Genomic DNA, 26,228 nt, shown 5'->3' with positions numbered 1-26,228 from the left:
CCAGGGAGCAGATTGCCGTTGCAGCTGTTCCCTAGTTTTCATTGAAGTAACGGGCAGGTTAGTTGAAAATCAATCACGCTGAACCATACCACAATTAGCGGCAAGTTTTTTGAAGAAAAGCTCGCAGGAGCAGCATAAAGACCATGGAAGCAGGGTAGGTCACAATGTGTAAACTGGCTTATGCGAGCTTTTTTATTGTACTACACAATGATTGGGTTTGAATGGTAGATTTATTATTTAGAATAGGGCGTAACGCCCTTTGTATACAGGTTGTCCACTAACTTGAAAAATTCTTCTGACGATAAATCCTTTTGTCGCTGGAGCCAAAGACGAAATAAAGAAAGGGATGTTGAGAGGTAAAACTCAATCAAGTACGGCGTTATGGAATGGTTTTGCGGAAAGTTAAATTCCAATCTATCCAAGGTGAGTTCTCTTTTTAAGCGTTCTAAAAAACGAGTGCTTCCATAATCGCCCAGGAGGGCATTGAGAATCGAGAGATACTCCCTTTTGTCCAAACAATGGAGCGCATTTTGGACCGTGTGCATAGATAACTCTTTATTCGCCAATTCTTCTTTTATGTAGTTCAATAAATTATTTTCAACAAAGTCTAACAGTTCGTAAATATCAGAAAAGTATTGATAAAATGTACTGCGGTTATATCCTGACTTATTCGCAAGCTCTTGAATGGAGATTTTTTCAATCGGCTTTTGGCTATATAACTCACAAAAAACATCTATAAAAATTTGTTTTGTTTTCTCCGTTGTTTCGGGCTGCTTTTTCATTTTATACTCCTATTCGAACAAGAATATCATCCGACAAATAATAAAAAACTGATGGTTGATAAAGGAATAATAAAGATCTATGATCACATTATACAACATGTTGTCTGATGATTAAAAGAAAATGTTTAAAAATAGGGGTGGTTTTATGTCAGCAAAACAAAATAGAGTTTTAATTTTTGGTGCAGGTGTTATAGGCAGCGCATACGCAATCAAATTCATTGAAGCAGGGATTGACGTCACTCTGTTTGCACGTTCTAATAGATTTACAACATTGAAAGAAAATGGGCTGCAATATAATGGAAAAGGTGCGGTTAAATCTATAAAAGTAAATGTCATTGATACGCTTGAAAATGATGATGTATATGATTTTATTTTCGTTACAGTTCGTTACGATCGATCCGAATCAGCGTTGTTAGCATTAAAAGATAATCAAAGCAAAAATATTGTTACGATGATTAGCAATTCAATTGGATTTTCTTCGTGGCTGGATATTGTTGGAGATAGACTTTTACCAGCTTTCCCCGGTGCCGGCGGACAGATTAAAGATGGAATTTTGTATGCCCGGTTTCCACCAAAGGTTCTAGTGGCTACTATGTTTGGAGAAATTAGTGGTTTAGTGACAGAACGTACAGAAAACCTCGCAAAATTATTTAAAACAGCAAAACTTCCCTACGCAATTAATCAGGATATGAAAGCTTATCTAATCACACATTCAGTATCTGACATTGCTATGATTAGTGTTTTACATTCTGAAGATAAGATCATTGATGAAAAAACAGCTAAAACCAGAAAAAAGGCACATAAAATAACAATCACTTTAAAAACGTATTTAAAGGCAATCCAAAAAGCTGGCATTGCTATTAATCCATCTGCACTTAAAATTGTGCTTAAATTCCCTAATTTGATTTTGGACTTTTTCTTTATGATATGGTTACGGACTAAAATGGTTAAGGATATGATGTTGCCGGATTATGCGAGTAGCGCAAACAATGAAATTGTGCAGTTGAATAACGATTTATTGAAGTTTTTAAATCAAAATGATATCGATCTGGAAATACATGCTTAATGATTTCCGTTCGTTCAAAATAAGCACACGCTTATACGCCGAGAAAAAGCGTTGGCTACAGGATCAAAAACGACATCATAACGGTCATCCATGAGCATCAATTGAAAAAAATCGCCAGAGACGACAAACTGCTGCGGGAAATGATTGCAGCCATGGACAAAGACCTTCATGTGTTGGAATTATTTCACAGCGGGCTAAATTTGCTGTTACAGCTAGCGCGGAGAACCGTATCATAACCGTGCTGAGCTAACGGAAACGTTAGTTGAATAAAACAGCGGCAGTCTAGGACTTTATTTCGTATTATTAGGTCAACCAGAGATTTCTGGTTGGCCTTCTTGTCCATGGCTGCCGCTGTTTCTTTTATTAAGGTCAGTCTAATACTTCATTTTCCTTGAACATCAGCAAGGGCAGAGTGCAAGAGCCATTGGGCAAGGATTGGGAAGACATGATGCCACCATTTGCCGGGAAATCCGTCGGAATGCCACGCAAAATTCTTACGAAGCCGGACGCTCTCAGCAAGCTTACGAGCATCGTCACAAAGCTTCGCTACCGAAGGGGAAATGGACCCAAGAACAGGCTGCACAAATCGAAGAGAAGCTGCATGCGACCTGGTCGCTTGGCGAACGTCTCCGTAGCTCAGCTTCGGCATCAAGGCACTGGGGTAAACTCCTGTTTACAACTGGAGAAGAAAAGGGTTATAATAAAGCAAAAGTTTCTCTAAACCAAAATAATTGTATCAATGCAAAAATGATTATCATTCTCATTGCTAAACATGCTGCTTCGGGCTTCCCGAAGCAGCATGTGCTATTTTTAGGCACTTAACAATGGATATCATTCTCAATGAGGTGCAATAACAAAGAACAAAAAAGGAAAGGAACGTGACATGATGCAAGCAGTTCAACGAATTCAAAAGACATTGTCTCCTTCTAATCGGATACTTTCAAAAAACAGTGGCAGCGGACGACCGGGCCCGAATCGCAAGCCGCAATTCCAGCTCAAAAGCATGCTGAAAAACAAGGAGATGCAGGCTGCCCTGGGCAGTGGAACGCTTATGCTGATGGCATGGGGCGTCTCGCATTGGTCGCAATGGCTGGCGGTCATCCTGTATGTGGTTTCCTACGCTCTAGGTGGCTGGTCTAAAGCCAGAGAAGGCATTGAGACGCTGATCCGTGAACGTGATCTGGATGTTAATCTGCTCATGATCGCAGCGTCATTGGGGGCTGCGGCTATTGGCTATTGGAATGAAGGAGCAATGCTGATCTTCATTTTTGCTCTCAGCGGTGCGCTGGAGAGCTATACCACCGAGCGCAGCAGCAAGGATATTTCCGAGCTGATGGCGTTGAAGCCGGAAACGGCTTTGCGTCTGTCAAGCGAGGGGACGGAAACGGTCGGCATTGAGCAACTGCTGCCGGGGGATCTGCTGCTGGTGAAGCCGGGCGAACTGATTCCGGCGGATGGCCGGATTTCCAAGGGCGTTTCGGCGGTGAATCAGGCATCTATTACCGGGGAATCCATTCCGGTGAACAAAGCGGCGGGTGACGAGGTATATGCGGGCACCATTAACGGGGAAGGCGTGCTGTATGTGGAGGTTAGTCATTCCTCCGAAGGCACTCTATTTTCAAAAATCATCCGTATGGTGGAGGAAGCGCAGACTGAGGTCCCCGATTCCCAACGCTTTATCAAAAGGTTCGAGTCGATTTACGCCCGAATTGTTGTTGCGGTCACGCTGATTGTTATTGCAGGTGCGCCAATGGTATTGGGATGGACGTGGGCAGCGGCATTTTACAAGGCAATGGTATTTCTCGTTGTGGCCTCACCATGCGCACTCGTGTCGTCCATTATGCCAGTCATGCTGTCGGCTATTTCCAACCGTGCCCGTCGGGGCATCCTGTTCAAAGGTGGTGCGCATGTAGAAAATATGGCGCTGACATCTGTCGTCGCCTTTGACAAAACAGGTACGCTGACCATCGGGTCGCCTGTTGTAACAGACTGGATTACCGCCACAGGCTACGATGCCGATGAGCTGTTACGCATTGTTGCGGCAATAGAAAGCTACTCCATGCATCCGTTGGCACGAGCGATTGTAGCCAAAGCTGAAGCCGAATTGGGGCAGCGAGAGCTTCCCGCAGTGGAGCAAGTACAGTCCCTGACGGGATGGGGAATGGAGGGCATGGTAGACGGGATGAGGTGGAAAATCGGGCGCACGGATGCGCTGGATCACGCTAGTCCGCTGGCAGAGCCGGAATGGGTGGAAACACGTGCCCGGCTGGAAGCCGAGGGTAAAACCGTATCCATTATCCTCGCGGATGACCGGATTGCCGGGATGCTGGCACTGCGCGACGAGCTGCGGCCACAGGCGCAGGAGGCGGTGAGACGCCTGCAAGCGCAGGGCATCCGGGTCGTCATGCTGACCGGAGATCGCCCGGAAACCGCCGCCGTGATCGCGGCGCAGGCCGGAGTCGATGCGGTATACGCTGGTCTGATGCCGGAGGACAAAGTCAGTCATATTCGCATGCTTCGGGAGCAGTACGGGCATGTCGTCATGGTCGGCGACGGTGTGAACGATGCTCCGGCACTGGCTGCCGCAACGGTCGGACTGGGCATGGGTATGCATGGCAGTGGAGCCGCACTGGAGGTCGCGGATGTGGTGCTGATGAACGATGGCATCGAAGAGATTGCCCCGACGGTAGCACTGGCACGCAAGGCACAACGGGTGGTCAAGCAGAATATGATCTTCGCCGTAAGTGTCATTTTACTGCTTATCATTAGCAACTTTGTGCAAGATATCGCTTTGCCATTTGGCGTTATCGGGCATGAGGGCAGCACGTTGCTTGTCATTTTGAACGGCTTGCGCCTGCTGCGGTCATAAATGGAAAGGAGCATTCACATCCCTTAAAGGACAGGGGTGAATGCTCCTTCTTTGCGTATCCACGGAAATCATCGCTATAAGATGAACTAGCCTAACGGCGATGGGAAGTACCATCTGACCGCTCAGTGGCGAATCATGTACATCTTTGGTTCAACTATTATAGGCTGTAATTTTACCTCCGACGAGGTGTAGACCGGCGTAAGAACAGGGAAAACAGCAGGCCTGCCAGCGCGATTCCGGTAGCAATGATAAATGCATCGTTAATGCCGTGGATCGTCGATTCTGTGACAGCACTTCGATATACCTGCTGTAACGCAAGCGCCGAGCCAGTTTCCGTCGAAACTCCAGCCGTTTGCGCGAGGGTTTGCCCCAGCTCAGCTACGCCTTCGGTTAAAGGAACATTGGCGGTGGTAGCCACATTTGCATAATCCGCCAAATGAATGGTAGCCCGGCTGCTCATCACCGTAATGAGCCATGCGGTGCCGATGGACCCGGCAATTTGCCGTACTGTATTGGACATGGCTGTACCGTGGCTGCCGAGATGGGGAGGAAGCTGATTCAGCCCTTCTGTCTGTACGGACATCATTAACAATGACATCCCGAAGCTGCGAATCGTATAGATGATCATAATGTGTCCATAGGTCGTGGCATCCGTCAACAGACTGAATTCCCATGTCGTGACCGCCGTAATGATCAACCCGATAATCGCCAGTGGCCTCGCACCAATTCGGTCGAAAATCGCTCCCGATATCGGTGACATGACACCCATCAGCAGTGCGCCGGGCAACAGCAGCAAACCGGATTGCAGCGGTGTAAAGCCGCGTATATTTTGCAGATAGATCGGTAACAGCAGCATCCCGCCGAACATCGTCATATTGACCGTAGCGCCCACCAATGTGGATACCGTGAAAATATCATACTTAAACACACGGAACTCCAGCATGGGCTGCCTCATATTCAGCTCGCGTACGACAAACAATACAATAAATACGAGCCCAGCAGCGATTGTGAGCACTACTGTATTGCTGCTCCAGCCCTTGTCTCCAGCGGAACTGAAGCCATACAGCAGGAAGCCAAAGCCAAGAGTCGAAAAGATCGTTCCCAGCAGGTCAAAATGCGGATACGTCAGCTTGGACACATTTTTCAGCCAGCGTATCGCAAACAGAATATCAATAATCGCCAGCGGAATGACCAGTAAAAATAGCAGCCGCCAGCTGTAATGCTCCACGATCCAGCCGGATAAAGTCGGCCCGATAGCCGGGGCAAACATCATGGCGATGCCCATCGTACCCATGGCTGCCCCCCGTTTTTCAGGGGGAAATACGGTCAGGAACACGTTCATAACCACTGGCATGATAATCCCCGCTCCGCTGGCCTGAATGATGCGTCCGACCAGCATAGGCGCAAAGCCGGTACTGACGGCGCAGACGACAGAACCGGCAGTAAACAGCCCCATCGCGGAAATAAACAGCGCACGTGTCCCGAACGACTCAATCAGGAAGGCGGTAATCGGAATCAAAATCCCGTTGGTCAGCATATATCCGGTGGATAGCCATTGAACGGTAGTTGCGGATACATTGAAGTCGTTCATCAAATGCGGAATCGCCACATTCAGCAGGGTTTGATTCAAAATAGAAATGAAGGCGCCTAGCAGCAGTACGGACAGGATGCGCCCGATGGACATTTTTTGTTCCATGACAGCCTCCTACTTGTGTACTCTGATGCTTGCACTCATGCCCGGGATAATGCCCAGTCCTTTGTAGCCTTGAATGGAAATGTTAACAGGCACGACCTGCGTCACCTTGGTGTAGTTGGCAGTGGTGTTGGAGGTAGGGAGCAGCGAAAAGGTGGCGGCCGTCGCCAAACCGATCTTTTCGATTTTGCCGCTTAGGGACGTGTCGGGGTATGCATCAATATATACATCTACCGTCTGCCCCACCTGAAGGTCCTGCACTGCCGTTTCGTCTATATTGGCGGTAATCCATAAATTGTTCAGATCAAAAGCTTTGGCCAAAGGCGTGCCCGCCCCAACAATCGAGTTGTTGACCGCAGATTGCTGCACAATGGTGCCATCGGTTGGAATAGTAATGCTAACCCGGCTTCCGCCCCCCTCTACACTGCCAAGTGTGCTTCCAGCCGTGTAGGTTTTACCGACTTCAGCGTTCCAGCCTGTAAGCTTGCCCGCGCTTGGAGAGGCAACGGTGACCGCTTGTCCGCTCACTTGGGCATTGTCGGTTTTTATGTAGTTAGCGGATTGATTGTAGTAATAGGCGGCGGCCCCCCCCCCTGCCAGAATAATGATAATAACCAGCAGGTTGACCAATATGGCGCGTGAATTCATGTGTACATGCCTCCCTAGTTCTTGGATTTTCAAAGTATGCGCCAAAAGTTTCACAAAATATTCAGAGGGATTTTGGGGAAGGATAAGAGCGCATGTGAAAAGGATGATTTTGCTGACAAAGGATGATGCGCATAATGACGACCAGAATCATGATTGTATATGACAGTGAAAATGGCCATACAGAGCGTCTTGCTCGTTCCATTGCAGAAGGCGCACGCCATGAGCACACGGAAGTGTTGCTGAAGCATGTCGATGAAGCCGATGTGAGTGAACTGGTGAACGCGGACGCGATCATTTGGGGATGTCCGGGTCATTTTGGGACGATCAGCAGTGGCTTGAAAAGCTGGATTGATAAGCTCGGATATCTGTGGGCGCAGGGCAAACTAATAGATAAAATCGGCGCGGTATTCTGTACAACCGCTACTGTTCATGGCGGCTTGGAATCCACACTGCTGAATTTGATTACTCCGATGCTGCATCAAGGCATGATTATCGTTGGGCTGCCCGCCAATATTACGGAAAATGCACTTTACGGCTCCTATTACGGTGTAGGGGTGACGTGTCCGGTGGAGACAAACCCGAACGGTCCGCCCAATTTCCCAACGGGTGATGATCTTGCACTTGGTCGGTCTTTGGGCCAACGGGTCGCTGAAACGGCGGGACGGTACCGTAGCGCTGGCAGAGAATAGGAGGCCGCTTATGACCATTGCTTTTATCGTAGTAGCTGCGGTTGCTTTTATCTTTTTGCTGGTATTCAACACGAAAATGGCGCGTAAACCCTCTCCCAAAAAAGCGGTCAGCCCGTCCGATGAGGGTTCACGGCAAAGAAGCAAACGTCCTTATCCGGTGGAAGTGGAGCCCAAGGCGAGGGAGTTGCCGGAGCCTGATTCTACGCGAGAGACGCGCCATAAGGCTGCAGAGGCGGAGATTCATCATGAGGAGCCTGACGTAGATCCCAATACCAGGCCGATGAGAGCTGGCGTACACACCAAAGATTCCTACGGGGATCAGGACTATCGGGCGGCTTTACGCGGATTTGCCGGAAAGGGCGAAGAAAAGGAAGAACCGCATAGAAATAACCATGAAGAACGTGAGACGCACAAAAGCGAGGATGAGCAATATCGTGAAGCGCTGCGCTCTATGAACCGAAAAAAATGAAGCGCGAACGAGACATGCCTAAAGGCAGCTCTTCTGTCTGGACTACAGGCAGAGGGCAGCCTTTTAGTGATACACAGCTATAGCCATTCGGTTAGACCAATCATCGTAATCAGACCAAGAATAAAAGAGAAGGTTGCGATACGTTGGTTACCGTCCCCGTGGCTTTCGGGAATCAGCTCCTTGTAGACGATAAACATCATCGCTCCTGCGGCAAAGGCAAGACCGTAAGGAACCAGTCCATGAACCCAACTGCTCAAATAAAATCCAATCAGACTTGTAATAATTTCAACGGCCCCGGTGAGGGTGGCAATGCCCAATGCCTTGAAGCGACCAATGTTTTGATTCACGAGGAATAGAGCGACGATAAAGCCTTCCGGGGCATTTTGCAGACCGATGGAAAAGGCAATGAGATTACCAAGATTTTGAGTTTCGCTCGCATAGCTGACTCCAACGGAAAGTCCCTCGGGCAAATTATGTAGTGTAATAGCCGCGATAATGAGAAAAGATTTGGATTCCAGATGAAAGGTTTTGGAATCCGGGTTCTCCAGATCGGCATGTGGAATATACATTTCCATCACCAGCAGCACAAGACAGCCGAGTAAAATTCCCGCAGACAGCACGAACCAGTTGGAATGATGGATGGCCTCGGGAATGAGGTTGTACACAGATGCAGAAGTCATGATCCCCGCAGCATAAGCCAACAGTACATCACGAAGACGGTGCGTAATTTTACGCATAAACAGTATGGGCACGGCACCGAGCCCGGTGGACAGGGCAGAAATAAGGCTGCCTACAAACATGTCACTCATAATCGGGATAATCCCTCCATACCTGATTAATTTTTAAGGTTCGCTTCATGAAAACTTCATTTGACTGTTTGCAGCTCTTTCCGCATAATGGAATTAGGATTTAGAATCAGTCTAAGTCATAAAAAGATATTAAATATGTGAACCGTTTTTGCAAAATCCGGGTGTCCACATTTTTGAATGAGCGTCTGGCAGAACTACTTTTAGAGTATATGCATTAGCCCATCTCCCGGTACCGAAAACTCGCTATATCATTCTTATCATATTTTAGGAGGAACAAAGATATGTACAAGTCCATTATTATAGGTACCGGCCCTGCCGGTTTAACAGCTGCTATTTATCTGGCACGCGCAAATATGAGTCCACTGGTGATTGAAGGACCACAACCGGGCGGACAATTGACTACAACAACAGATGTTGAAAACTTCCCTGGCTTTCCCGAAGGAATCATGGGACCCGATCTGATGGATAATATGCGTAAGCAAGCAGAGCGTTTCGGTGCTGAATTCCGCACAGGCTGGGTGAACAAGGTCGACACAGCCGCTCGTCCGTTCACATTGGATGTGGAGGGCTTGGGCGAATTGGTTACAGATACGCTGATCATTTCCACAGGTGCGACTGCTAAATACCTGGGTATTCCGGGTGAGCAGGATAACATTGGACGTGGCGTGAGCACTTGCGCAACATGTGATGGATTCTTTTTCCGTGGTAAAGAAATTGTTGTTATTGGTGGTGGAGACTCGGCGTTGGAGGAAGCAAACTTCCTGACACGTTTTGCCTCCAAAGTAACGCTGGTGCATCGTCGTGAAGAAATGCGCGCCTCCAAAATTATGCAGGACCGTGCTCGTGCAAACACTAAAATCGAATGGGCACTGAATCGTACTCCTGTAGAAGTGATTGCTGACGAGAACGGGGTAACTGGCTTGAAAGTATTGAATAATGAAACAGGAAAAGAGGAAATCATTACAGTTAGCGGCGTATTCGTGGCGATCGGTCATCATCCAAATACTGGCTTCCTCAAGGGCCAAATCACAACCGATGCGAACGGTTATATCGTCGTAAATCCCGGTACTTCCGAAACAAACGTACCTGGCGTATTCGCTTGTGGCGACGTCCAGGACACACGCTATAGACAAGCGATTACAGCAGCAGGCAGCGGCTGCATGGCTGCTATGGACAGCGAGAAATACATCGAAAGTCTGGAGCACAGCGCACTGGCACTGTAATATTTCGTTTAAGTATGAATAAATATGATTTCTACAAAGATAATTGATGAGGTGATATTCATGGAAAAAGCAATTGTATACACATCTACACACTGCCCGCATTGCCGTCAAGTGAAAAGTTATTTGACTGAGAAAGGCGTAGAGTACGAAGAGCGCAACATCGAAACCAATGATGCTTTCGCTCAAGAAGTTTGGGACATGGGCATTCGTGCCGTTCCATTGACCCTGATCGGAGAAGAACGTATTTCCGGCATGAACAAAACCAAGTTTGAAAAAGTATTGAACGCTTAATCAGCTTCACAGCGGATTCACAAATCGTCATATGATTTCAATAAGGCCCTCGTCGCAGGTACAGACTGCGATGGGGGCCTTATTGCTAATTTTGAACGACAACAATTGTTAAGTTACAGAGCAGTCGTCGCCCTTTGCCCTGTGGCCCTACCATTAGGAGAATTTTGTCGAAAAACGTTGCATCTATTGCTGGTTGGTGTTATATTTGAATTGTAAGCGCTTAAAACCCGGGTTGCTTTATGTAACAGTTCATCATTGTAGAATTAACAATCAATCAGTACCTCTTAATTAATTAAATAGCAGATTATCCAATACAGGCGTGTTACTGTTCGGCAGGCAAGACCTAGATTGGGTAGGATATTTTTCCCTACCCTTTTTAGGTCTTTTTTTGTTCTCTATTTTAAGAAGGAAGGTGTAACTCATGAATTACAAAGATATCGCACAAGCCATTTTTAATAAAGTGGGTGGGAACGATAATATTAACAGTGTCATTCATTGCTCTACTCGATTGAGAATGACGCTCCGTAAACCGGAATTGGCACAAACAGATGAAATTAAAGCCTTGGACGGGGTTATGGGGGCCGTGAATAGCGGTGGACAATACCAGGTCATCATAGGGAATGATGTAGGCTATGTCTACAATGAGCTGGTCAAATTGCTGGACCCGGATAAATCGTCCACGGATGAAGCCGAAAAAGTGAAGGCAGACCGAAGCCTTAAGGGATTGTTTAATACCTTTGCTAGCATGATCGCAGGTATTTTCCAGCCTATTATCCCGGCCATTGCCGCTTCAGGGATGCTAAAAGCATTGCTCTTGCTGTGTACAGTAACCGGAATCATGAGCAAGGAAAGCCAAACGTACATGGTTTTAAGTGTAATCGCGGATGCGGCATTTTATTTTCTGCCTATGCTGCTGGCTTTCTCCAGCGCACAGAAATTCAAGACCAATCCCTTCGTATCCGTACTGCTTGGGGGCGTGCTGCTTCATCCAAACTTAATCAGTTTGTTAGGTGGTGAGAAGGCAGTCACATTTGCGGGCCTGCCCGTAGCGTCGGTACAGTATGCCACCTCTGTTATTCCCATTATTTTGACCATATGGTTCATGTCCTATATTGAGAAATTTGCTGATAAAATCTCTCCTGGACCTGTGAAAATATTTTTAAAACCATTAATCGTTATTCTGATTGTCGCGCCTTTCGCTCTCATTGCTTTAGGGCCGCTGGGGACGTATCTGGGCTTGGGGATGTCAAACGGTGTATTCTGGATTCAGGAAAGAATTGGCTGGCTTACGGTAGTGTTGATGTCTATCGTGATGCCGCTAATCGTCATGTTCGGCATGCACAAAGTATTTTATCCTATCATATTTGCTGCGCTGGCTTCACCAGGATATGAAACATTGGTACTGATTTCCATGTTGGCTTCCAATATGGCACAAGGCGCTGGTGCGTTTGCCGTCTCGCTGAAAACAAAAGATCCCAAGTTCAAACAAATCGCTTTGTCCGCAGGTATTTCAGGGGTATTCGGAATTACAGAGCCTGCCTTGTACGGCGTGCATTTACGCCTGAAAAAAACACTGTTCGCTTGCATGATTGGAGCTGGTGTTGCCGGATTGTTTGCCGGACTTGTGAATCTAAAAGCTTATGCCGCCGTGGGTCCTGGTTTTGCATCACTGCCGATGTTTATCAGTGAAGATCACTCCAATCTGGTGTATGCGCTCATTACGATGGCCATTTCGATCGTTGTGACGTTTATAGCAGTATACGTGATCGGATTTAAGGATACGGTTACCGAACCGGTCAAAACAGAATCTCGTCCCGAGCCTGCTCAAGCACAAGGTAAGAGCATCAAGTCCAAAATCGTTATTTTTGCACCTATGGAGGGCAGCGTTGTTCCCTTGCAGCAGGTAAAGGATGAAGCGTTCTCTCAGGAAGCCATGGGCAAAGGGATTGCTATTCAACCAAGTAGCGGAAAAGTGGTCGCACCTTTTGACGGCACCGTGGAAACTGTGTTCCGCACCAAGCATTCCATAGGCTTAAAATCTGTTGAAGGCGTAGAACTGCTCATTCATATTGGTTTGGATACCGTTAAGCTGAAGGGCCAGCATTTTACGGTGCATGTGCAAGAAGGTGACGTCATTAAGCATGGACAGCTTCTGATTGAATTCGAGCTTGAAGCCATACAAAAGGCGGGATTTGATACGATAACTCCAATTATTGTGACCAATACGCCGGACTATCTGGAGATCATGAGTCATGAAAATTCAGGAAAGACAGGGCCAGAGAAGCCTCTGATTACTGTACTTTAACAGTGTGTTTGTTGGGGGAATCAAGCCTGGAAAGTGAGAGGTCGTTGGATATGAAAGTAATAAAAGTTCTCAATACGAGTATTGTGCTTGCCAAACGTGAGGATCACAAAGAGATTATCGTGATGGGGAAAGGTATCGGCTTTAAAAGCAAACCTGGTGACTTCGTCGATGAGAACGGGATCGAAAAGATATATGTTCTTGAAAATGAAAGTATGTCTTCCGATTTGACAGCCTTAATGAAGGAAACTCCCAAGGAGTATTTGATTATGGCAGATGAAATCATATCTTATGCCAAAAGCGTTCTATCCAGTCACTTGAATGAACATCTATATATTTCCCTGACAGACCATCTGTTTATGGCAACCAAACGGTTTAAAGACCACATGACGATTCAGAACCGGATGCTTTGGGAGGTCAAAAAGTTTTACCCGGAAGAGTTTGGCATTGGTCTGTATGCGCTCACCTTGATTGAAAAGCGAATCGGTCTCAAGCTGCCTGAAGAGGAAGCGGCGAATATCGCCTTTCATCTGGTCAACGCTCAACAGACCGATAACAATATGAACCAAGTTTTATTGATGACCAATACGGTCAAAGACATTTTGAACATCATTAAAATCCATTACCAAATCGAACTGGATACCCACAGCATCAACTATTCACGGTTTTTAACGCACCTTCAATTTTTTGTTCAGAGATTACTTGAACATAAAATGTTGGATTCTCAAGACCAGGAATTAATGAGCCAGATTGTGAACAAGTATCCAGAAGAAGAGAAGTGCGCGTTAACGATTCAACAGTATATTGGAGCCAAATTTGAGCTTTCTATTCCTGACGAAGAACTAATGTACCTGATTATTCACTTAAAACGAGTCATGAGCAGAAATTAAAGAGGAGGAGTTAGATGTGACAGAGATCAAAAGAAAATTTCCAGAAGGCTTTCTATGGGGAGGAGCTGTAGCCGCGAACCAGGTAGAAGGAGCCTGGAATGTCGATGGTAAAGGGATATCTACAGCAGATATGGCTATTTACAAAAGGAATGTTAGCAAAAGTGATTACAAAAAACACAATTCAATGACCGAGGAACATATCCAAAAGGCGATGCAGGACACATCAGATCATGATTATCCCAAACGCCAGGGAATTGATTTCTATCACCGCTATCCTAAAGATTTAGCGTTGTTTGGTGAAATGGGCTTTAAAACGTTGCGGGTATCTATTGCATGGACGCGCATTTTTCCAAACGGGGATGAGGACAAGCCCAACGAGGCTGGATTGCAATTTTATGATCGGCTGTTTGATGAAATGCATAAAAATGGGATCGAGCCGCTTGTCACCCTGTCTCACTACGAAATGCCGATGTATCTTGTCAATCATTACGGGGGCTGGACCCAACGGAAGGTTGTAGATTTCTTTATTCATTTTTGTAAAACCGTGTTTACAAGATACAAAAATAAAGTAAAGCACTGGATCACTTTTAATGAAATAGATAGTATCGTTCGGCATCCGTTTACGAGCGGTGGGATTATACCGGAACGCTTTGAAAATGTAGAGCAGGCGGTTTATCAGGGGTTGCATCATCAATTTGTGGCTAGTGCTTTGGCTGTGAAATACTGTCACGAAATTGTTCCCGGCTCGAAAATCGGCTGTATGTTAACCCGGCTGACGACGTACCCGCACACCTGTAATCCGCAGGATATGCTTGCAGCGTTTAAAGCGAATCAGTTTAACTATTTTTTCACAGATGTACAGGTTCGTGGTGCGTACCCGCATTATATGAAACGCTTCTTCCATGAAAAGGGGATCGTGATTGAAAAGCTTGAGAGAGACGATGAAATTTTAAAAACGCATCCGGTGGATTTCATTTCCTTTAGTTACTATATGTCGCTCGTTGCCAGTGCAGATAGTGAAGGCATGGAAAAAGTCAGTGGGAATACGATTGGCGGCGTTAAAAATCCTTATCTTGAAACGAGCGATTGGGGCTGGCAGGTTGACCCGGTCGGCTTGCGACTTTCTCTTAACGAGCTGTACAGCCGCTATGAAGTACCATTGTTCATTGTAGAGAATGGTTTGGGAGCGTACGACAAGGTGGAGGAAGACGGTAGTATTCAGGATGATTACCGTATTGACTACTTCCGTGCTCATTTTGAACAAATGCATGAAGCTATTCTGGACGGGGTTGAACTCATGGGTTACACCAGTTGGGGAGCGATTGACTTGGTCAGTTATTCCTCATCTGAAATGGAAAAAAGATACGGATTTATATATGTGGATAAAGACAACGACGGTAACGGAACGCTTGAAAGAAAACGAAAAAAAAGCTTCTACTGGTATAAAGATGTGATCTCCAATAACGGTTTGTAAGAAATAAATGGGCGTATAGGAACTTTAATGTTCCTGTACGCCTTTTTTTACAAAGATACCCGTACACGCCCGAGAAAAGGGGCTGTCGCTGCATAGGCAGCGCCTAGCATGGTCGAACGGCTGCCAAGCGTGGAAAAACGGATTTGCAGCTCCCGTCGGTGATAGGGCAAGGCACGTTCATCAATCACCTCACGCATACTCTGTTCCAGCCATGGTCTGGCTTCCGCCAGTGGACCGCCGATGATAAGCATTCCGGGGTTGAGGCTGTTCACAATGTTGGTAATGCCCACGCCCAAATATCGCCCGATATCACGATAGACGCTTAACGTATTCGTATCACCTTGCAGGGCAAACGACAGTAATTCGGCTGTACTGTGTGCGGGCAGCTTGAAAGTGGATGCCGCATACGCCTTCTCCGAGGCATACAGCTCCCAACAGCCCCGGCTACCGCAGGAGCAGAGCCGCCCGTTCCAGTCAATGGACATATGACCTGTCTCTCCGGCGTACCCCCAGGCTCCTTGATACGGCTTGCCGTCAATGATAATCCCTGCTCCGATCCCGGACCCTGCACTAATGTAGACCAGATCCCGCACCAACTGCCGGTGATCGCTGTCCATACCATAGTACAGCTCGCCTTGCGCACCGACATTGGCTTCGTTATCCACCACTACGGGAAGGCCAAGCTCTGCCTCAAGTCGTTGCCGCAGTGGAACCTCTTCCCAGCCCAGATTGGGTGCGAACAAAACAGTTCCCGTTTCATCCACCATACCCGGCACTCCCAGTCCAATGCCGACGATGCCATGAGGGGAGGGAGGAGTGACCTGCATAAGCTCCTGAATCAGCTTTTGAATCTGTTCCATAACAAAAGCAGGATCATGCTGCGCAAGGGGGAAGGTAAGCTCAGTTTCAATGGTTCCTGCCAAATCGGTCAGAGCGCCCTTGATATACTGCACGCTGACCTCGATGCCGAGAACAAAGCCCGCACGGCTGTTAAACAGCAGCATTAAAGGCTTGCGCCCGCCGCTCGATTCACCTAATCCTGTTTCATATACAAGCCCGTCGGTGATCAGCTCCGCCACCAGGTTGGAGACGGTAGCCTTATTTAACCCGGTTTGACTGGATAATTGCGCCCGGGACAGGGGGGCATGGAGGCGAATACGCTCCAGCACAATGGATTTATTCAGCTTTTTGACAAGCGCCTGATCGCCAGTGACATTCATGATCTTTTCACTTCCTGTTGGTGTAATTCCCAATAGTATATCATAAAAACAAACTTAGTTTAAGCAATAGACAAAGTCTTTTGGCTGTGCTAGAATCATTTTTGTAAACGTTTACTATAAAGGAGGAACTTATAATGGTTTATTTCGAGCAGGTATCTAAAATTAATTTTGAGGGCAAGCAATCCGACAATCCTTTTGCGTTCAAATTTTATAATCCTCAGGAAATTGTAGCGGGAAAAACGATGGAGGAGCATTTGCGTTTTAGCATGGCTTATTGGCATACACTCGTTGCAGGCGGCTCCGATCCATTTGGGGTAGAGACAGCGGAACGCCCATGGTCCAAATTCACCGGGCTGGATTTGGCGAAGGCCCGTGTGGAAGCTGCTTTTGAGCTGCTGGATAAGCTGAACCTGCCATATTTTGCTTTCCATGATGTGGATATTGCACCAGAAGGCGCGTCGCTGAAGGAATTTTATAGCAATCTGGATACCATCGTGGATTTGATTGAGGAGCATATGAAGGCAACGGGTAAAAAGCTGCTGTGGAACACGGCGAATATGTTCAGCCATCCACGTTACTTGCATGGGGCTGCGACGACTTGCAATGCAGATGTATACGCACACGCAGCGGCCCAGATAAAGAAAGGCCTGGAAGTGGGCAAACGTCTGGGCGCGGACAACTATGTGTTCTGGGGAGGTCGTGAAGGCTACGAAACGCTGCTGAATACAGATTTGAAGCTGGAGCAGGACAATTTGGGACGGATGTTCCATCTGGCCGTAGACTATGCGCGGGAAATTGGCTTTGATGCCCAGTTCCTGATCGAGCCGAAGCCGAAGGAGCCAACCAAGCACCAGTATGATTTTGATGCGGCAACGACGATTGCTTTCCTGCAAAAATATGATCTGGATTCGCATTTCAAGCTCAATCTGGAGGCTAACCATGCAACCTTGGCGGGTCATACGTTTGATCATGAAGTGCGTGTAGCACGGATTAACGGTATGCTGGGGTCACTGGATGCCAATCAGGGCGACTTGCTGCTGGGCTGGGATACGGACGAATTCCCGGTTGATCTGTACGATGCGACCCTGACGATGTATGAAGTGCTGCAAAATAATGGCCTGGGCCGTGGCGGAATCAACTTTGATGCCAAGGTGCGTAGAGCATCTTTTGAGCCAGAGGATCTGTTCCTCGCACATATCGCGGGTATGGATACGTATGCGAAAGGCCTGAAAGTAGCCGCCAAACTGATCGAGGATCGCGTGTTCGAGGACTTTATTGAGAAGCGCTATAGCAGCTTTAAAGAAGGTATTGGAGCAGACATCGTATCCGGTAAAGCAACGCTTGCTTCTTTGGCTGAATATGCACTGGCGAACGAAGCACCACGTAAAAACGTATCCGGTCGTCAGGAGTATCTGAAAGCCACATTAAATCAATACATTTTGGCGGATTAATGCCAGAACCTATACATGAGACAGCGTCTATAGGGTAACAGGAAAGGAGGAACTTCGATGCAGGAAATGCAGAAACAGGGGCAGGAGCGCTATGTCATCGGCGTGGACTTGGGTACCAGCGCAGTCAAAACAGTGCTGGTCAATCGCAAGGGCCAGGTAGCTTATGAAACCTCCCAGTCTTATCCACTCCATCAGCCCAAGGCAGGGTACAGCGAGCAGCATCCTGAGGACTGGGTTCGTGGTACGCTAACAGCACTGAAGCAGCTAGTTGAGAAGGCCGGAATCAGCGATGCAGATGCCGTGGACGGCATTAGCTTTTCGGGACAGATGCACGGGCTTGTGCTGACTGACAAGGACGGCCAGGTGCTTCGTCCGGCTATTCTGTGGAATGACACGCGCACAACGGAACAATGTCGTCGCATTGAAGAAAAGCTCGGACCAGTGCTGCTGAGCGTCGCACGCAATCGCGCGCTGGAGGGCTTCACACTGCCCAAGCTGCTGTGGGTGCAGGAGCATGAGCCGGGCGTGCTGGCTCGTGCAGCCCATTTTATGCTGCCGAAGGATTATGTAAGGCTCCGTCTGACAGGAAAGCTGGCGATGGAGTATTCGGATGCTGCGGGCACGCTGCTGCTGGATGTTGCTCAAAAGCAGTGGAGTCAGGAGATCGCTGCTGCTTTTGAACTGCCGTCGTCTTTGTTCCCGCCGCTGGTGGAATCCTTTGACCAGACAGGTACGCTGCTGCCGGAGATTGCGGAGCAGAGCGGACTTTCGCCTGCAACGAAGGTATATGCGGGGGGCGCAGACAACGCATGTGGTGCGATTGGCGCAGGCATTTTGAGCGAAGGTCGCACCTTGTGCAGCATCGGCACCTCAGGTGTTGTGCTTTCCTATGAGGAACGTAAGGATATTGATGTGCAGGGTCGGGCGCATTTTTTTAATCATAGTGAGCAGGATGCTTATTATATCATGGGAGTTACACTCGCAGCCGGGTACAGCCTGACGTGGTTTAAGGATACCTTTGCGCCGGAGCATTCTTTTGATGCGCTATTGGAGGATGTCAATTCGATTGAGCCGGGTAGCCGAGGGCTGTTGTTTACGCCTTATATTGTCGGTGAACGTACCCCTCATCCGGATGCCACCATTCGAGGCAGCTTTATCGGGATGGATGCGGGGCATAAGCTCGCGCATTTTACACGGGCGGTGCTGGAGGGAATTACATTTTCGCTCAAGGAATCCATTGATATTCTCCGAGGAACGGGCAAAGCGGTGAACGAGGTCATATCCATCGGCGGCGGTGCGCGTAATGAGGCGTGGCTGCAAATGCAGGCAGACATTTTTAACGCGGATATCATCAAGCTGGAAAGCGAGCAAGGGCCTGCCTTGGGTGCGGCGATGCTGGCCGCTTACGGTAGCGGCTGGTTTGAATCCCTGCAAGCATGCGCGGAAGCTTTTCTCCGTGAAGCAGCCAGATACTCGCCAGACCCGGAACGTGTGGCTCGATATGAAGGTCTGTATGAGCTGTATCGAGAAGTTTACCTGCACACGAGGGAGCTAAATGAACGTTTGGCGGAATACCGCTGAATACTGCAAACCTCTCACAAACTTCATATGAAATGTAAAAGCGACTTCGGGTGCAGGATAGACCCCAAGCCGCTTTTTCATTTTAAACGTATCTTTCTTTTAAAACTGGGAAATAGTGTTTTTTATCAAATGGTCATTTGTGGTAATATATACCTGTTTATAACTTTAAATAGAAGAGGAAGGACATTTTATATGAACAGGAAAATAGGGGTTAAGGTAGTGAAATGTCTGGTTGTTGGAGCCGCTCTGGCTACCGCACTGCCACAGACTATGATTTGGGAAAGTGTATCCGCAGCTTCGGTCAAGGCCAAACAAGCGTCGTCAGTACAGCAGTTGGAGGGCACAATCTTGCAAGCTATGCTTGCGCGTAATGAATTACTTACTTTTACATACTCCGGTGACATGAGAGACTTCCAGAAGCAATTACAAAATACGATCAATCAGGCGATGGAAAGTGACCCATATGTAAATTTTATACTCAAAACCTACACATTCAATTATACGGGTACATCTACAGGCGTTGATGTGACCCTACGTATGAACTTCCGGGAGTCCAAAGCGCAGTCGGATTATGTGGACAATACGGTTCAGGACGTTCTCAGTAACATTATTACGAATGACATGACTGATCATGAGAAGGTGAAGGCTATTCATGACTGGCTTGTTTTAAATTTAAAATATGATGTTCCACAGCAAAAGTACACAGCTTACGAAGGGTTGACCACCGGCAGTACGGTTTGTCAGGGTTATTCGCTGCTCACATACAGAATGCTGGAGCGCGCAGGAATTGAGAACCGTATAGTGCAAGGGGTTGCAGGTGGACAGGACCATACATGGAATCTGGTTTTACTTGATGGTCAGTGGTACCATCTGGATACGACTTGGGATGATCCTGTGCCAGATCGCGCTAATGTGGTAAATACGTCTTACTACTTGGTGACGGATGATGAATTGAGTCAGGATCATATATGGGTTCACAAATATCCAGCCGCTAACACATCGTACCAGCAGACCTTGGCAGGACTGATCGCGGAGGGTGGTAGCAGGACGGATGCGTATCAAAAACTGTATGATGATCTGAAATATGCATCGTCTGGTGATAGCGCCCCTAAATCTGAGCGTGAGATTTTGGAATTGACCCGACAGGCTATCCTCAATGGGCAATCCACGATATCCTTTCTCTATCAGGGGACGGAAAGAAAATTAGTACAGGATTTGACTCCACTGTATCAGCTAGGTATCAGAAATCTGAATTATCAATATACCGTAGTGCCAAGCACAGGGAACTTGCGTGTAAGTATAACTTGGACACGATAAGAAGGGGCATATCAAGAACGAAGAATTCTATTACTTTTATCTGATATAAAATATAAAAAAGCTGCTTCGGTTGCAGGATGATCCGAGCAGCTTTTATATTTGATGTGGGTTGGGATTAGATATTTTCTTTGATTTTCGTATGATCCTCATTCATAGAACTTCCGGCACAGCCCGGACATGACTTACTTGATGAGCACCCCGCACAGACACCTTGACGGCTTTTTCGCAAAAAGCGTACCAACACCCACGCGCTATAACCGAGAATCACCAGTAAAATGATGATATTGATCACGGAATCCACCTTCCTTCTATTTTCATAAGTCTCTAACTTAACCCCAACCTAATAATCTGCCACACTGATAGATGACAACGGCAATGAGATACGCAACGGTCAAAGGATAGATCACGGAGAATCCGGTCCAGCGCCACGAAAGGGTTTCTTTACGAATGACCGCTACCGTAGCCAAACATGGCACATACAACAGAATGAACACCATGAAGCTAAAAGAGGCCAATGGCGTAAAGGCATGGCTGACTTGCAGTTCCAGTCCCTGCATATCGGGAACGTGGTAAATGATATTCATCGTTGATACGACGACTTCTTTCGCCATAAAGCCTGTGAGCAGGGACGCACCTGCTTGCCAGGTGCCGAAGCCGAGAGGGGCCAGTAGTGGAGCAAACCATCCTCCAATAGTGGCGAGCAGGCTGTCATTCATTTCTGCACCGAAGCCCTGCGGACCAAAATTGGACAAAAGCCAGATGCCGACGGACCCTGCGAGAATAATGGTTCCAGCTTTGCGGACGAAGCCCTTGACCTTTTCCCACGTGCTGCGAAACAGTGTAAGAGCTTGCGGCACTCGATAAGGGGGAAGCTCCACGATGAAGAGGGAAGGCTCACCCGACAGAATGGATACTTTGGAAAAAATTTTGGCTAGTATGAGCGACACGGTGATTCCTAGCACGTACATTAGCATGATGATGCTTGCCGCGTGTGTTGGGAAAAATACACCTGAGAACAAGGCATAGACTGGCAGGCGGGCGGAGCAGGACATGAAGGGTACCAGCAACGTCGTAATGAGGCGTTCTCTGGGCTGTTCAATCGTGCGTGCCGCCATAATGGCTGGAACATTACAGCCAAAGCCGATAATAAAGGGGATGAAGCTTTTCCCGTTCAAGCCCACAGCTTGCATGAGACGATCCATTAATATCGTGACCCGTGCCATATACCCGGAGTCTTCAATCAGCGAAATAATAAGGAATAAAATAGCGATCTGAGGCAGAAAAACGAGCACGCCCCCGACTCCCGCCACGATGCCGTCCACGACTAGACTTTGCGTAAAAGCGGATGCGTTCAAGTGAACGAGCACTTCAGAAATCCAACTGCTTAGTGTCCCTGAAAAAAATCCGTCCAGCATATCTGAAAGAACAGTACCCGCCCAATCGAAGGTGAACTTGAAGGTAGCGTACATCAGCAGCAAAAAGATCGGAATCCCCAGATACCGATGGGTTAGCAGTGCGTCCAGCTTGTCTGTCAGACTGTGCGGTTTGAGTTTGGACGTGTCGAGCGCCTTTGTACACAGATCAGCGATCCACGCTGTACGTACAGAACGGATATGCTGAGCGGGAGTAGCCGAATAGCCTTCACGGAGAAGTTCTTTCTCGCAACGCTGGATGCGATCCGTTACTTTTTCACGCTGTACCTCATTCGTCATCCATTCCATAACGACAGGATTGTTTTCCAGACACTGTAGAGCTGCCCACCGAGGGTTTGGCACAGATGTATTCGTCAGCAAGCTGCAAATATCTGCGATGGCGGCTTCGACGGCAGGGCCGTAATCCAACTGGAAGGAATTTGGCGATCGTCGTACCTCTCGAAGTGATGCGAGCATTTGCTTACTGCCGCTGCCCGTGCGTGCCACCATGGGAATGATGGGAACGTTCAATTGATCAGCCAGCAATTCCTTGTTCACTAGAAGGCCCGTGGCATCGGCTACGTCGGTCATATTTAAGCCAAGTACGAGAGGACGGCCATATTCCAGCAGTTGTACAGTCAGGTACAGATTACGCTGGAGCTGGGAGGCATCCACGATGTTAATCAAAGCCGCAGGCGGTTCTTCCAGCAAATAACGGGTAGCGATACCTTCATCCAGCGACAGTGGAAGCAAGGAATAGGCCCCTGGCAAATCCACCAAAACGGCAGACTTGTCGCGCAGCAGACCTGTTTTCTTTTCCACCGTAACCCCGGACCAGTTCCCTACCTCTGCATACGTACGAGTCAGCTTGTTGAATAAAGAGGTTTTCCCCGTGTTGGGATTACCGAATAGAGCGATCATGTCCATGAAGGAGCGACCTCCAGTTGTTTTACCTGATTTTGACGGAGGCCGACCAGTTGACCGTTGCATTCAATGACAATAGGGCCGCCCAACAGACTGATTTTTTTTAACCGTATAATGGAACCTTCGTCAATCCCCATGTCCGTTAAGCGTCGGCGCAATGAGGGGTGAAGAGAGGCAAGGGATTGCAGCCGCACGGGTTGACCCGGTGGAGTACGAAGGAGCGAGATACATTCTGGCATGGTGCTCAGCCTTTCTAATATAGAATGAGAATCAATATCAATGATTTCCGATGCCAGTACCATATCATAAGGAATGCCAAGCTGCTGTGATAAAATTCTCTGTGAACGGTATGGCCTGTCTGTTGCCTATTCAGTCGGGGAGATAAGCGTCGTGTCAAAACCTGTCTTTATCCAGATTCTCGCCCGCCTGTAACCGACAAAAGTAGAGCGCTTGGATCAGCTGTTTTTATGGTAAGATAGAGCTGTTTACAATTATGCTAAGAAGGGCAGGAACGCTCTGTATGAACAGAAAAATCGGGGTTAGGCTTATAAAATGCCTGGCGGCAGGTGCAGTGCTGGCTGTGTTGCTGCCACATGCTGTGGAGTGGGGGAACAATGTATATGCTGCGTCGGTCAAGCCGGCTCCATCCGTTTCGTCACAGCAGCTTCAGAATAAGCTCTTACAGGCAATGGCTACGCGGAGTGAAACGCTGACCTTTACATATCAAGGGCGGGTGAACGGTCTCAAGCAGCAGCTACAGACAGCCATCAAACAGGCGATGGAGAGTGATCCGTATGTGAATTATACGATCAAAAGCTATGCATTCAGCTATACAGGCACAACCACGTCCGCCGAGGTTACGATCCGTCTGAGTTACCGGGAGACGAAGGAACAAACCGCATATGTGGATAACACGGTTAAAGCTGTGCTGGGGGACATCATTACGAAGGGGATGACGGATCATGAGAAGGTGAAGGCCATTCATGACTGGATCGTGGTTCGTTTGAAATATGATGAAACCCAGCAAAAGTACACGGCATACGATGGCCTGAAAACCGGGAGCACGGTGTGTCAGGGCTATTCCTTGCTGGCCTACAAAATGCTAGAACGCTCCGGGATTACCAACCAGATTGTAGAGGGAAGAGCAGGGGGCCAGTTGCATGCATGGAATCTTGTTTTACTGGATGGACATTGGTACCACATGGATACGACATGGGATGATCCGACCCCGGATCGTGGCAACGAGGTAAGCACTTCGTATTATCTGCTGACTGATGCCGAAATGCGCCGGGATCACTCCTGGGTTAAACAGTATCCTCAGGCGAACACATCGTATCGGCAGACATTGTCGGGATTGGTCGCTGCGGGCGGACCCAAGGCTGCTGTGTACCAAAAGCTGTACAATAACCTGGAATATATGCTGCAAGATGGCAAGGGTCTGGTTAAATCACCCGCCGAAATCAAGGAGCAGGTTCGCAAAGAGATCAATAAGGGAGGGGCCACGCTTACCTTTGGCTATCAAGGGACAGAGCGAAGTCTCAAAGAAGATTTACAATCGTTGTATCAGCTCGGGTTAAAAACCATCTCCTATCAGATCACGGATTTAGGCAGCACCGGAAATCTCCGTGTAACTCTGAAATGGACCTGATCATTTTGCTGCAATATAAAAAGCTACATTTATAAGGGAGTATTTTATTCATATGCATAAGCGTTCTTTTACTTATCTGCTCGGCACGCAGACGATGTCGAATGCGGCAGATATTCTTTATATCATGGCACTGGTTTCTCTGGTGTTTCATGAAACGGATTCGATTTTTTCCTCTGTTCTCGTTCCGTTGTTGCGAATGGCCGCACAGATGATTAGCGGCTTTTTAGCACCGCTGATATTGGCCCGGTTCCAGCTTCCATTTATTCTGTTCGTTTCCCAATTTGGCCAACTGGCTTTCTTCGCTCTCCTGTTGGGGCATTTGTGGTCAGCGGGCACAAACCCGGTATGGGTGCTTGTGTTTACACTGGTAGCAGCGATGTCCTTTCTGGACGGTTGGACCACACCTGCACGTAATGCGCTGATTCCGCGCCTTGCGTCCGGGGAAGGGCTGATGCGGGCAAACAGTCTCGTATCGGTCAGCGATCAGACCGTGCAATTGGCTGGATGGGGGCTTAGCGGTGTACTGGTAGCCATGTTAGGCTCGGAAAAAACACTGCTGGTGGCTTGTGGGCTATATTTGGTGGCCCTGATCTTTACCAGCTTGATCCGTGATCCGCTAGAGGGTAAAGCCCATTATTTACTGCAACCCGGAACTCGGGTGCAAAGCGGAGACGTACTGGCTTCAACTTCCCCCGCACAGTTGGAAGATACACTGTATGGCCCGGAGTCGGAGAGTCCGGTGTTACCTCCCAAGCGCAAAAAGGAAATATTGCGTGAAGGCTGGAGCCTCATCGGAGCCAGCCGAAGGCTCAAGGCTCTTATTTTTATGGATATGATCGACCTGCTGGGTGGTTCGGTTTGGGTAGGAGCATTCACGCTTGCCTTCGCTCAGCAGGTGTTGCACAAAAGCGAGGCATGGTGGGGATACATTAATGCGGCGTATTTTGCAGGCGCGATTGGCGGCGGGATCATTGTTCTCGCTAGTGTCAAGTATTTGCAGCGCAGACTGCTGCCCGCGATGCTGGCAGGGATGGCTTGCTATGGACTGTTAACGGCTTGGTATGCGCTTAACACATTACCGCCGCTGACGCTGCTGATCGTACTGTTGATGGGATTGCCTGCGGAAATGTCCGTCGTATCCCGCCGCACGATGATGCAAATGAGTGTATCTGTACACGATTTACCCAAGGTGCTGTCCGCACAGGCTACACTAACGAGCATGACGTTTTGCATCTCGCTATTGCTGATGGGCTGGATTGCAGATCATCTGGGCATCGTTAATTTGTATTTGTTTTCTGCACTGCTGACGTTGATTGCTGTGATTTATGGCATTTTAAGCCGCCGTGCCTTGTCTATGTCTTTGACAGCTCCGGTAGCTTCTTCTTCCGAATAACAGAAAAAAGCCCGTCTCCACATATCAGGGAGAAGATGCTGATGAACCTGATCCGATCCATAGGACCGTTCATCCGA

At 47.9% G+C, this 26,228-nt stretch carries 23 protein-coding genes; 15 read left to right on the top strand and 8 right to left on the bottom strand.

Annotated features, from left to right (window positions below; translation table 11 throughout):
* Positions 1 to 233: 233 nt before the first annotated feature.
* The gene (locus C1I60_RS02140; protein ID WP_137060303.1) at positions 234 to 782 is read right to left on the bottom strand and encodes a TetR/AcrR family transcriptional regulator; all 549 of its coding nucleotides are present in this window, start codon (positions 780 to 782) and stop codon (positions 234 to 236) included.
* A gap of 145 nt (positions 783 to 927) precedes the next feature.
* On the opposite strand from C1I60_RS02140, the gene C1I60_RS02135 reads away from it, so the two are divergent.
* From C1I60_RS02135 to C1I60_RS02125, 3 genes are all read left to right on the top strand, one after another.
* Complete coding sequence (locus tag C1I60_RS02135; protein WP_137060302.1) at positions 928 to 1,848, top strand: ketopantoate reductase family protein; 921 nt, start codon at positions 928 to 930, stop codon at positions 1,846 to 1,848.
* A 384-nt stretch (positions 1,849 to 2,232) separates the two neighbouring features.
* Positions 2,233 to 2,670 (top strand): helix-turn-helix domain-containing protein, encoded by a 438-nt coding sequence (locus C1I60_RS02130; protein ID WP_137060301.1) that lies wholly within the window; start codon positions 2,233 to 2,235, stop codon positions 2,668 to 2,670.
* Positions 2,671 to 2,734: 64 nt separating this feature from the next.
* Positions 2,735 to 4,717, top strand: a complete 1,983-nt coding sequence (locus tag C1I60_RS02125; protein ID WP_252361537.1) for a heavy metal translocating P-type ATPase — start codon at positions 2,735 to 2,737, stop codon at positions 4,715 to 4,717.
* A 172-nt stretch (positions 4,718 to 4,889) separates the two neighbouring features.
* Here C1I60_RS02125 and C1I60_RS02120 read toward each other — a convergent pair whose 3' ends face one another.
* Both C1I60_RS02120 and C1I60_RS02115 read right to left on the bottom strand, forming a co-directional pair.
* The gene (locus tag C1I60_RS02120) at positions 4,890 to 6,413 is read right to left on the bottom strand and encodes a DHA2 family efflux MFS transporter permease subunit (protein ID WP_137060299.1); all 1,524 of its coding nucleotides are present in this window, start codon (positions 6,411 to 6,413) and stop codon (positions 4,890 to 4,892) included.
* A gap of 9 nt (positions 6,414 to 6,422) precedes the next feature.
* Entirely contained in the window at positions 6,423 to 7,058 is a 636-nt protein-coding gene (locus C1I60_RS02115; protein ID WP_137060298.1) for an HlyD family efflux transporter periplasmic adaptor subunit, read from the bottom strand.
* Between the two features lie 134 nt (positions 7,059 to 7,192).
* Here C1I60_RS02115 and C1I60_RS02110 point away from each other — a divergent pair, with 134 nt between their 5' ends.
* Both C1I60_RS02110 and C1I60_RS02105 read left to right on the top strand, forming a co-directional pair.
* Positions 7,193 to 7,747, top strand: a complete 555-nt coding sequence (locus C1I60_RS02110; RefSeq protein ID WP_137060297.1) for an NAD(P)H-dependent oxidoreductase — start codon at positions 7,193 to 7,195, stop codon at positions 7,745 to 7,747.
* Between the two features lie 10 nt (positions 7,748 to 7,757).
* Positions 7,758 to 8,216, top strand: a complete 459-nt coding sequence (locus C1I60_RS02105; RefSeq protein WP_137060296.1) for an MscL family protein — start codon at positions 7,758 to 7,760, stop codon at positions 8,214 to 8,216.
* Between the two features lie 77 nt (positions 8,217 to 8,293).
* Here the strand turns inward: C1I60_RS02105 and C1I60_RS02100 are convergent, their stop codons facing one another.
* Positions 8,294 to 9,025 (bottom strand): ZIP family metal transporter, encoded by a 732-nt coding sequence (locus tag C1I60_RS02100; RefSeq protein ID WP_137060295.1) that lies wholly within the window; start codon positions 9,023 to 9,025, stop codon positions 8,294 to 8,296.
* A gap of 281 nt (positions 9,026 to 9,306) precedes the next feature.
* Between C1I60_RS02100 and trxB the strand changes: the two genes are divergently transcribed.
* The 5 genes from trxB (at position 9,307) to C1I60_RS02075 (ending at position 15,205) form a co-directional block, all read left to right on the top strand.
* Positions 9,307 to 10,248: a thioredoxin-disulfide reductase gene (trxB, locus tag C1I60_RS02095; RefSeq protein ID WP_137060294.1), complete on the top strand. Its 942-nt coding sequence runs from the start codon at positions 9,307 to 9,309 to the stop codon at positions 10,246 to 10,248.
* A 60-nt stretch (positions 10,249 to 10,308) separates the two neighbouring features.
* Entirely contained in the window at positions 10,309 to 10,539 is a 231-nt protein-coding gene (locus tag C1I60_RS02090) for a glutaredoxin family protein (RefSeq protein WP_044644494.1), read from the top strand.
* Between the two features lie 421 nt (positions 10,540 to 10,960).
* Entirely contained in the window at positions 10,961 to 12,844 is a 1,884-nt protein-coding gene (locus C1I60_RS02085; RefSeq protein WP_137060293.1) for a beta-glucoside-specific PTS transporter subunit IIABC, read from the top strand.
* A gap of 50 nt (positions 12,845 to 12,894) precedes the next feature.
* Positions 12,895 to 13,731: a BglG family transcription antiterminator LicT gene (gene licT, locus C1I60_RS02080; protein ID WP_137060292.1), complete on the top strand. Its 837-nt coding sequence runs from the start codon at positions 12,895 to 12,897 to the stop codon at positions 13,729 to 13,731.
* Positions 13,732 to 13,747: 16 nt separating this feature from the next.
* Positions 13,748 to 15,205: a glycoside hydrolase family 1 protein gene (locus tag C1I60_RS02075; RefSeq protein ID WP_137060291.1), complete on the top strand. Its 1,458-nt coding sequence runs from the start codon at positions 13,748 to 13,750 to the stop codon at positions 15,203 to 15,205.
* 47 nt (positions 15,206 to 15,252) lie between these two features.
* On the opposite strand, the gene C1I60_RS02070 is transcribed toward C1I60_RS02075, so the two are convergent.
* Positions 15,253 to 16,425, bottom strand: coding sequence for an ROK family transcriptional regulator (locus tag C1I60_RS02070; RefSeq protein ID WP_137060290.1), 1,173 nt, complete (start codon positions 16,423 to 16,425; stop codon positions 15,253 to 15,255).
* Between the two features lie 134 nt (positions 16,426 to 16,559).
* On the opposite strand from C1I60_RS02070, the gene xylA reads away from it, so the two are divergent.
* The 3 genes from xylA (at position 16,560) to C1I60_RS02055 (ending at position 20,774) form a co-directional block, all read left to right on the top strand.
* Positions 16,560 to 17,876, top strand: coding sequence for a xylose isomerase (xylA, locus tag C1I60_RS02065; protein ID WP_137060289.1), 1,317 nt, complete (start codon positions 16,560 to 16,562; stop codon positions 17,874 to 17,876).
* A gap of 57 nt (positions 17,877 to 17,933) precedes the next feature.
* Positions 17,934 to 19,457, top strand: coding sequence for a xylulokinase (xylB, locus tag C1I60_RS02060; RefSeq protein WP_137060288.1), 1,524 nt, complete (start codon positions 17,934 to 17,936; stop codon positions 19,455 to 19,457).
* A gap of 192 nt (positions 19,458 to 19,649) precedes the next feature.
* Positions 19,650 to 20,774 (top strand): transglutaminase domain-containing protein, encoded by a 1,125-nt coding sequence (locus C1I60_RS02055; RefSeq protein WP_137060287.1) that lies wholly within the window; start codon positions 19,650 to 19,652, stop codon positions 20,772 to 20,774.
* A gap of 115 nt (positions 20,775 to 20,889) precedes the next feature.
* On the opposite strand, the gene C1I60_RS02050 is transcribed toward C1I60_RS02055, so the two are convergent.
* Genes C1I60_RS02050 through C1I60_RS02040 form a run of 3 tightly spaced genes read right to left on the bottom strand, consistent with a single transcriptional unit; the run spans position 20,890 to position 23,349 of the window.
* Positions 20,890 to 21,066 carry a FeoB-associated Cys-rich membrane protein gene (locus C1I60_RS02050; RefSeq protein WP_137060286.1) on the bottom strand — a complete coding sequence of 59 codons (177 nt, stop codon included), beginning with the start codon at positions 21,064 to 21,066 and terminating at the stop codon, positions 20,890 to 20,892.
* A 37-nt stretch (positions 21,067 to 21,103) separates the two neighbouring features.
* Positions 21,104 to 23,113, bottom strand: coding sequence for a ferrous iron transport protein B (feoB, locus tag C1I60_RS02045; protein ID WP_137060285.1), 2,010 nt, complete (start codon positions 23,111 to 23,113; stop codon positions 21,104 to 21,106).
* Positions 23,104 to 23,349, bottom strand: coding sequence for a FeoA family protein (locus C1I60_RS02040; protein ID WP_137060284.1), 246 nt, complete (start codon positions 23,347 to 23,349; stop codon positions 23,104 to 23,106). Before C1I60_RS02040 ends, feoB begins: the two co-directional genes overlap by 10 nt.
* A gap of 281 nt (positions 23,350 to 23,630) precedes the next feature.
* Here C1I60_RS02040 and C1I60_RS02035 point away from each other — a divergent pair, with 281 nt between their 5' ends.
* Both C1I60_RS02035 and C1I60_RS02030 read left to right on the top strand, forming a co-directional pair.
* The gene (locus tag C1I60_RS02035) at positions 23,631 to 24,758 is read left to right on the top strand and encodes a transglutaminase domain-containing protein (protein WP_137060283.1); all 1,128 of its coding nucleotides are present in this window, start codon (positions 23,631 to 23,633) and stop codon (positions 24,756 to 24,758) included.
* Positions 24,759 to 24,810: 52 nt separating this feature from the next.
* Complete coding sequence (locus tag C1I60_RS02030) at positions 24,811 to 26,151, top strand: MFS transporter (protein WP_137060282.1); 1,341 nt, start codon at positions 24,811 to 24,813, stop codon at positions 26,149 to 26,151.
* Positions 26,152 to 26,228 lie beyond the last annotated feature (77 nt).

This window comes from Paenibacillus terrae (genome assembly GCF_005217525.1).
Lineage (GTDB): Bacteria > Bacillota > Bacilli > Paenibacillales > Paenibacillaceae > Paenibacillus > Paenibacillus terrae_C.
The sequence above is the reverse complement of the archived record's forward strand: the minus strand, read 5'-3'. Positions and strand labels throughout refer to the sequence as shown.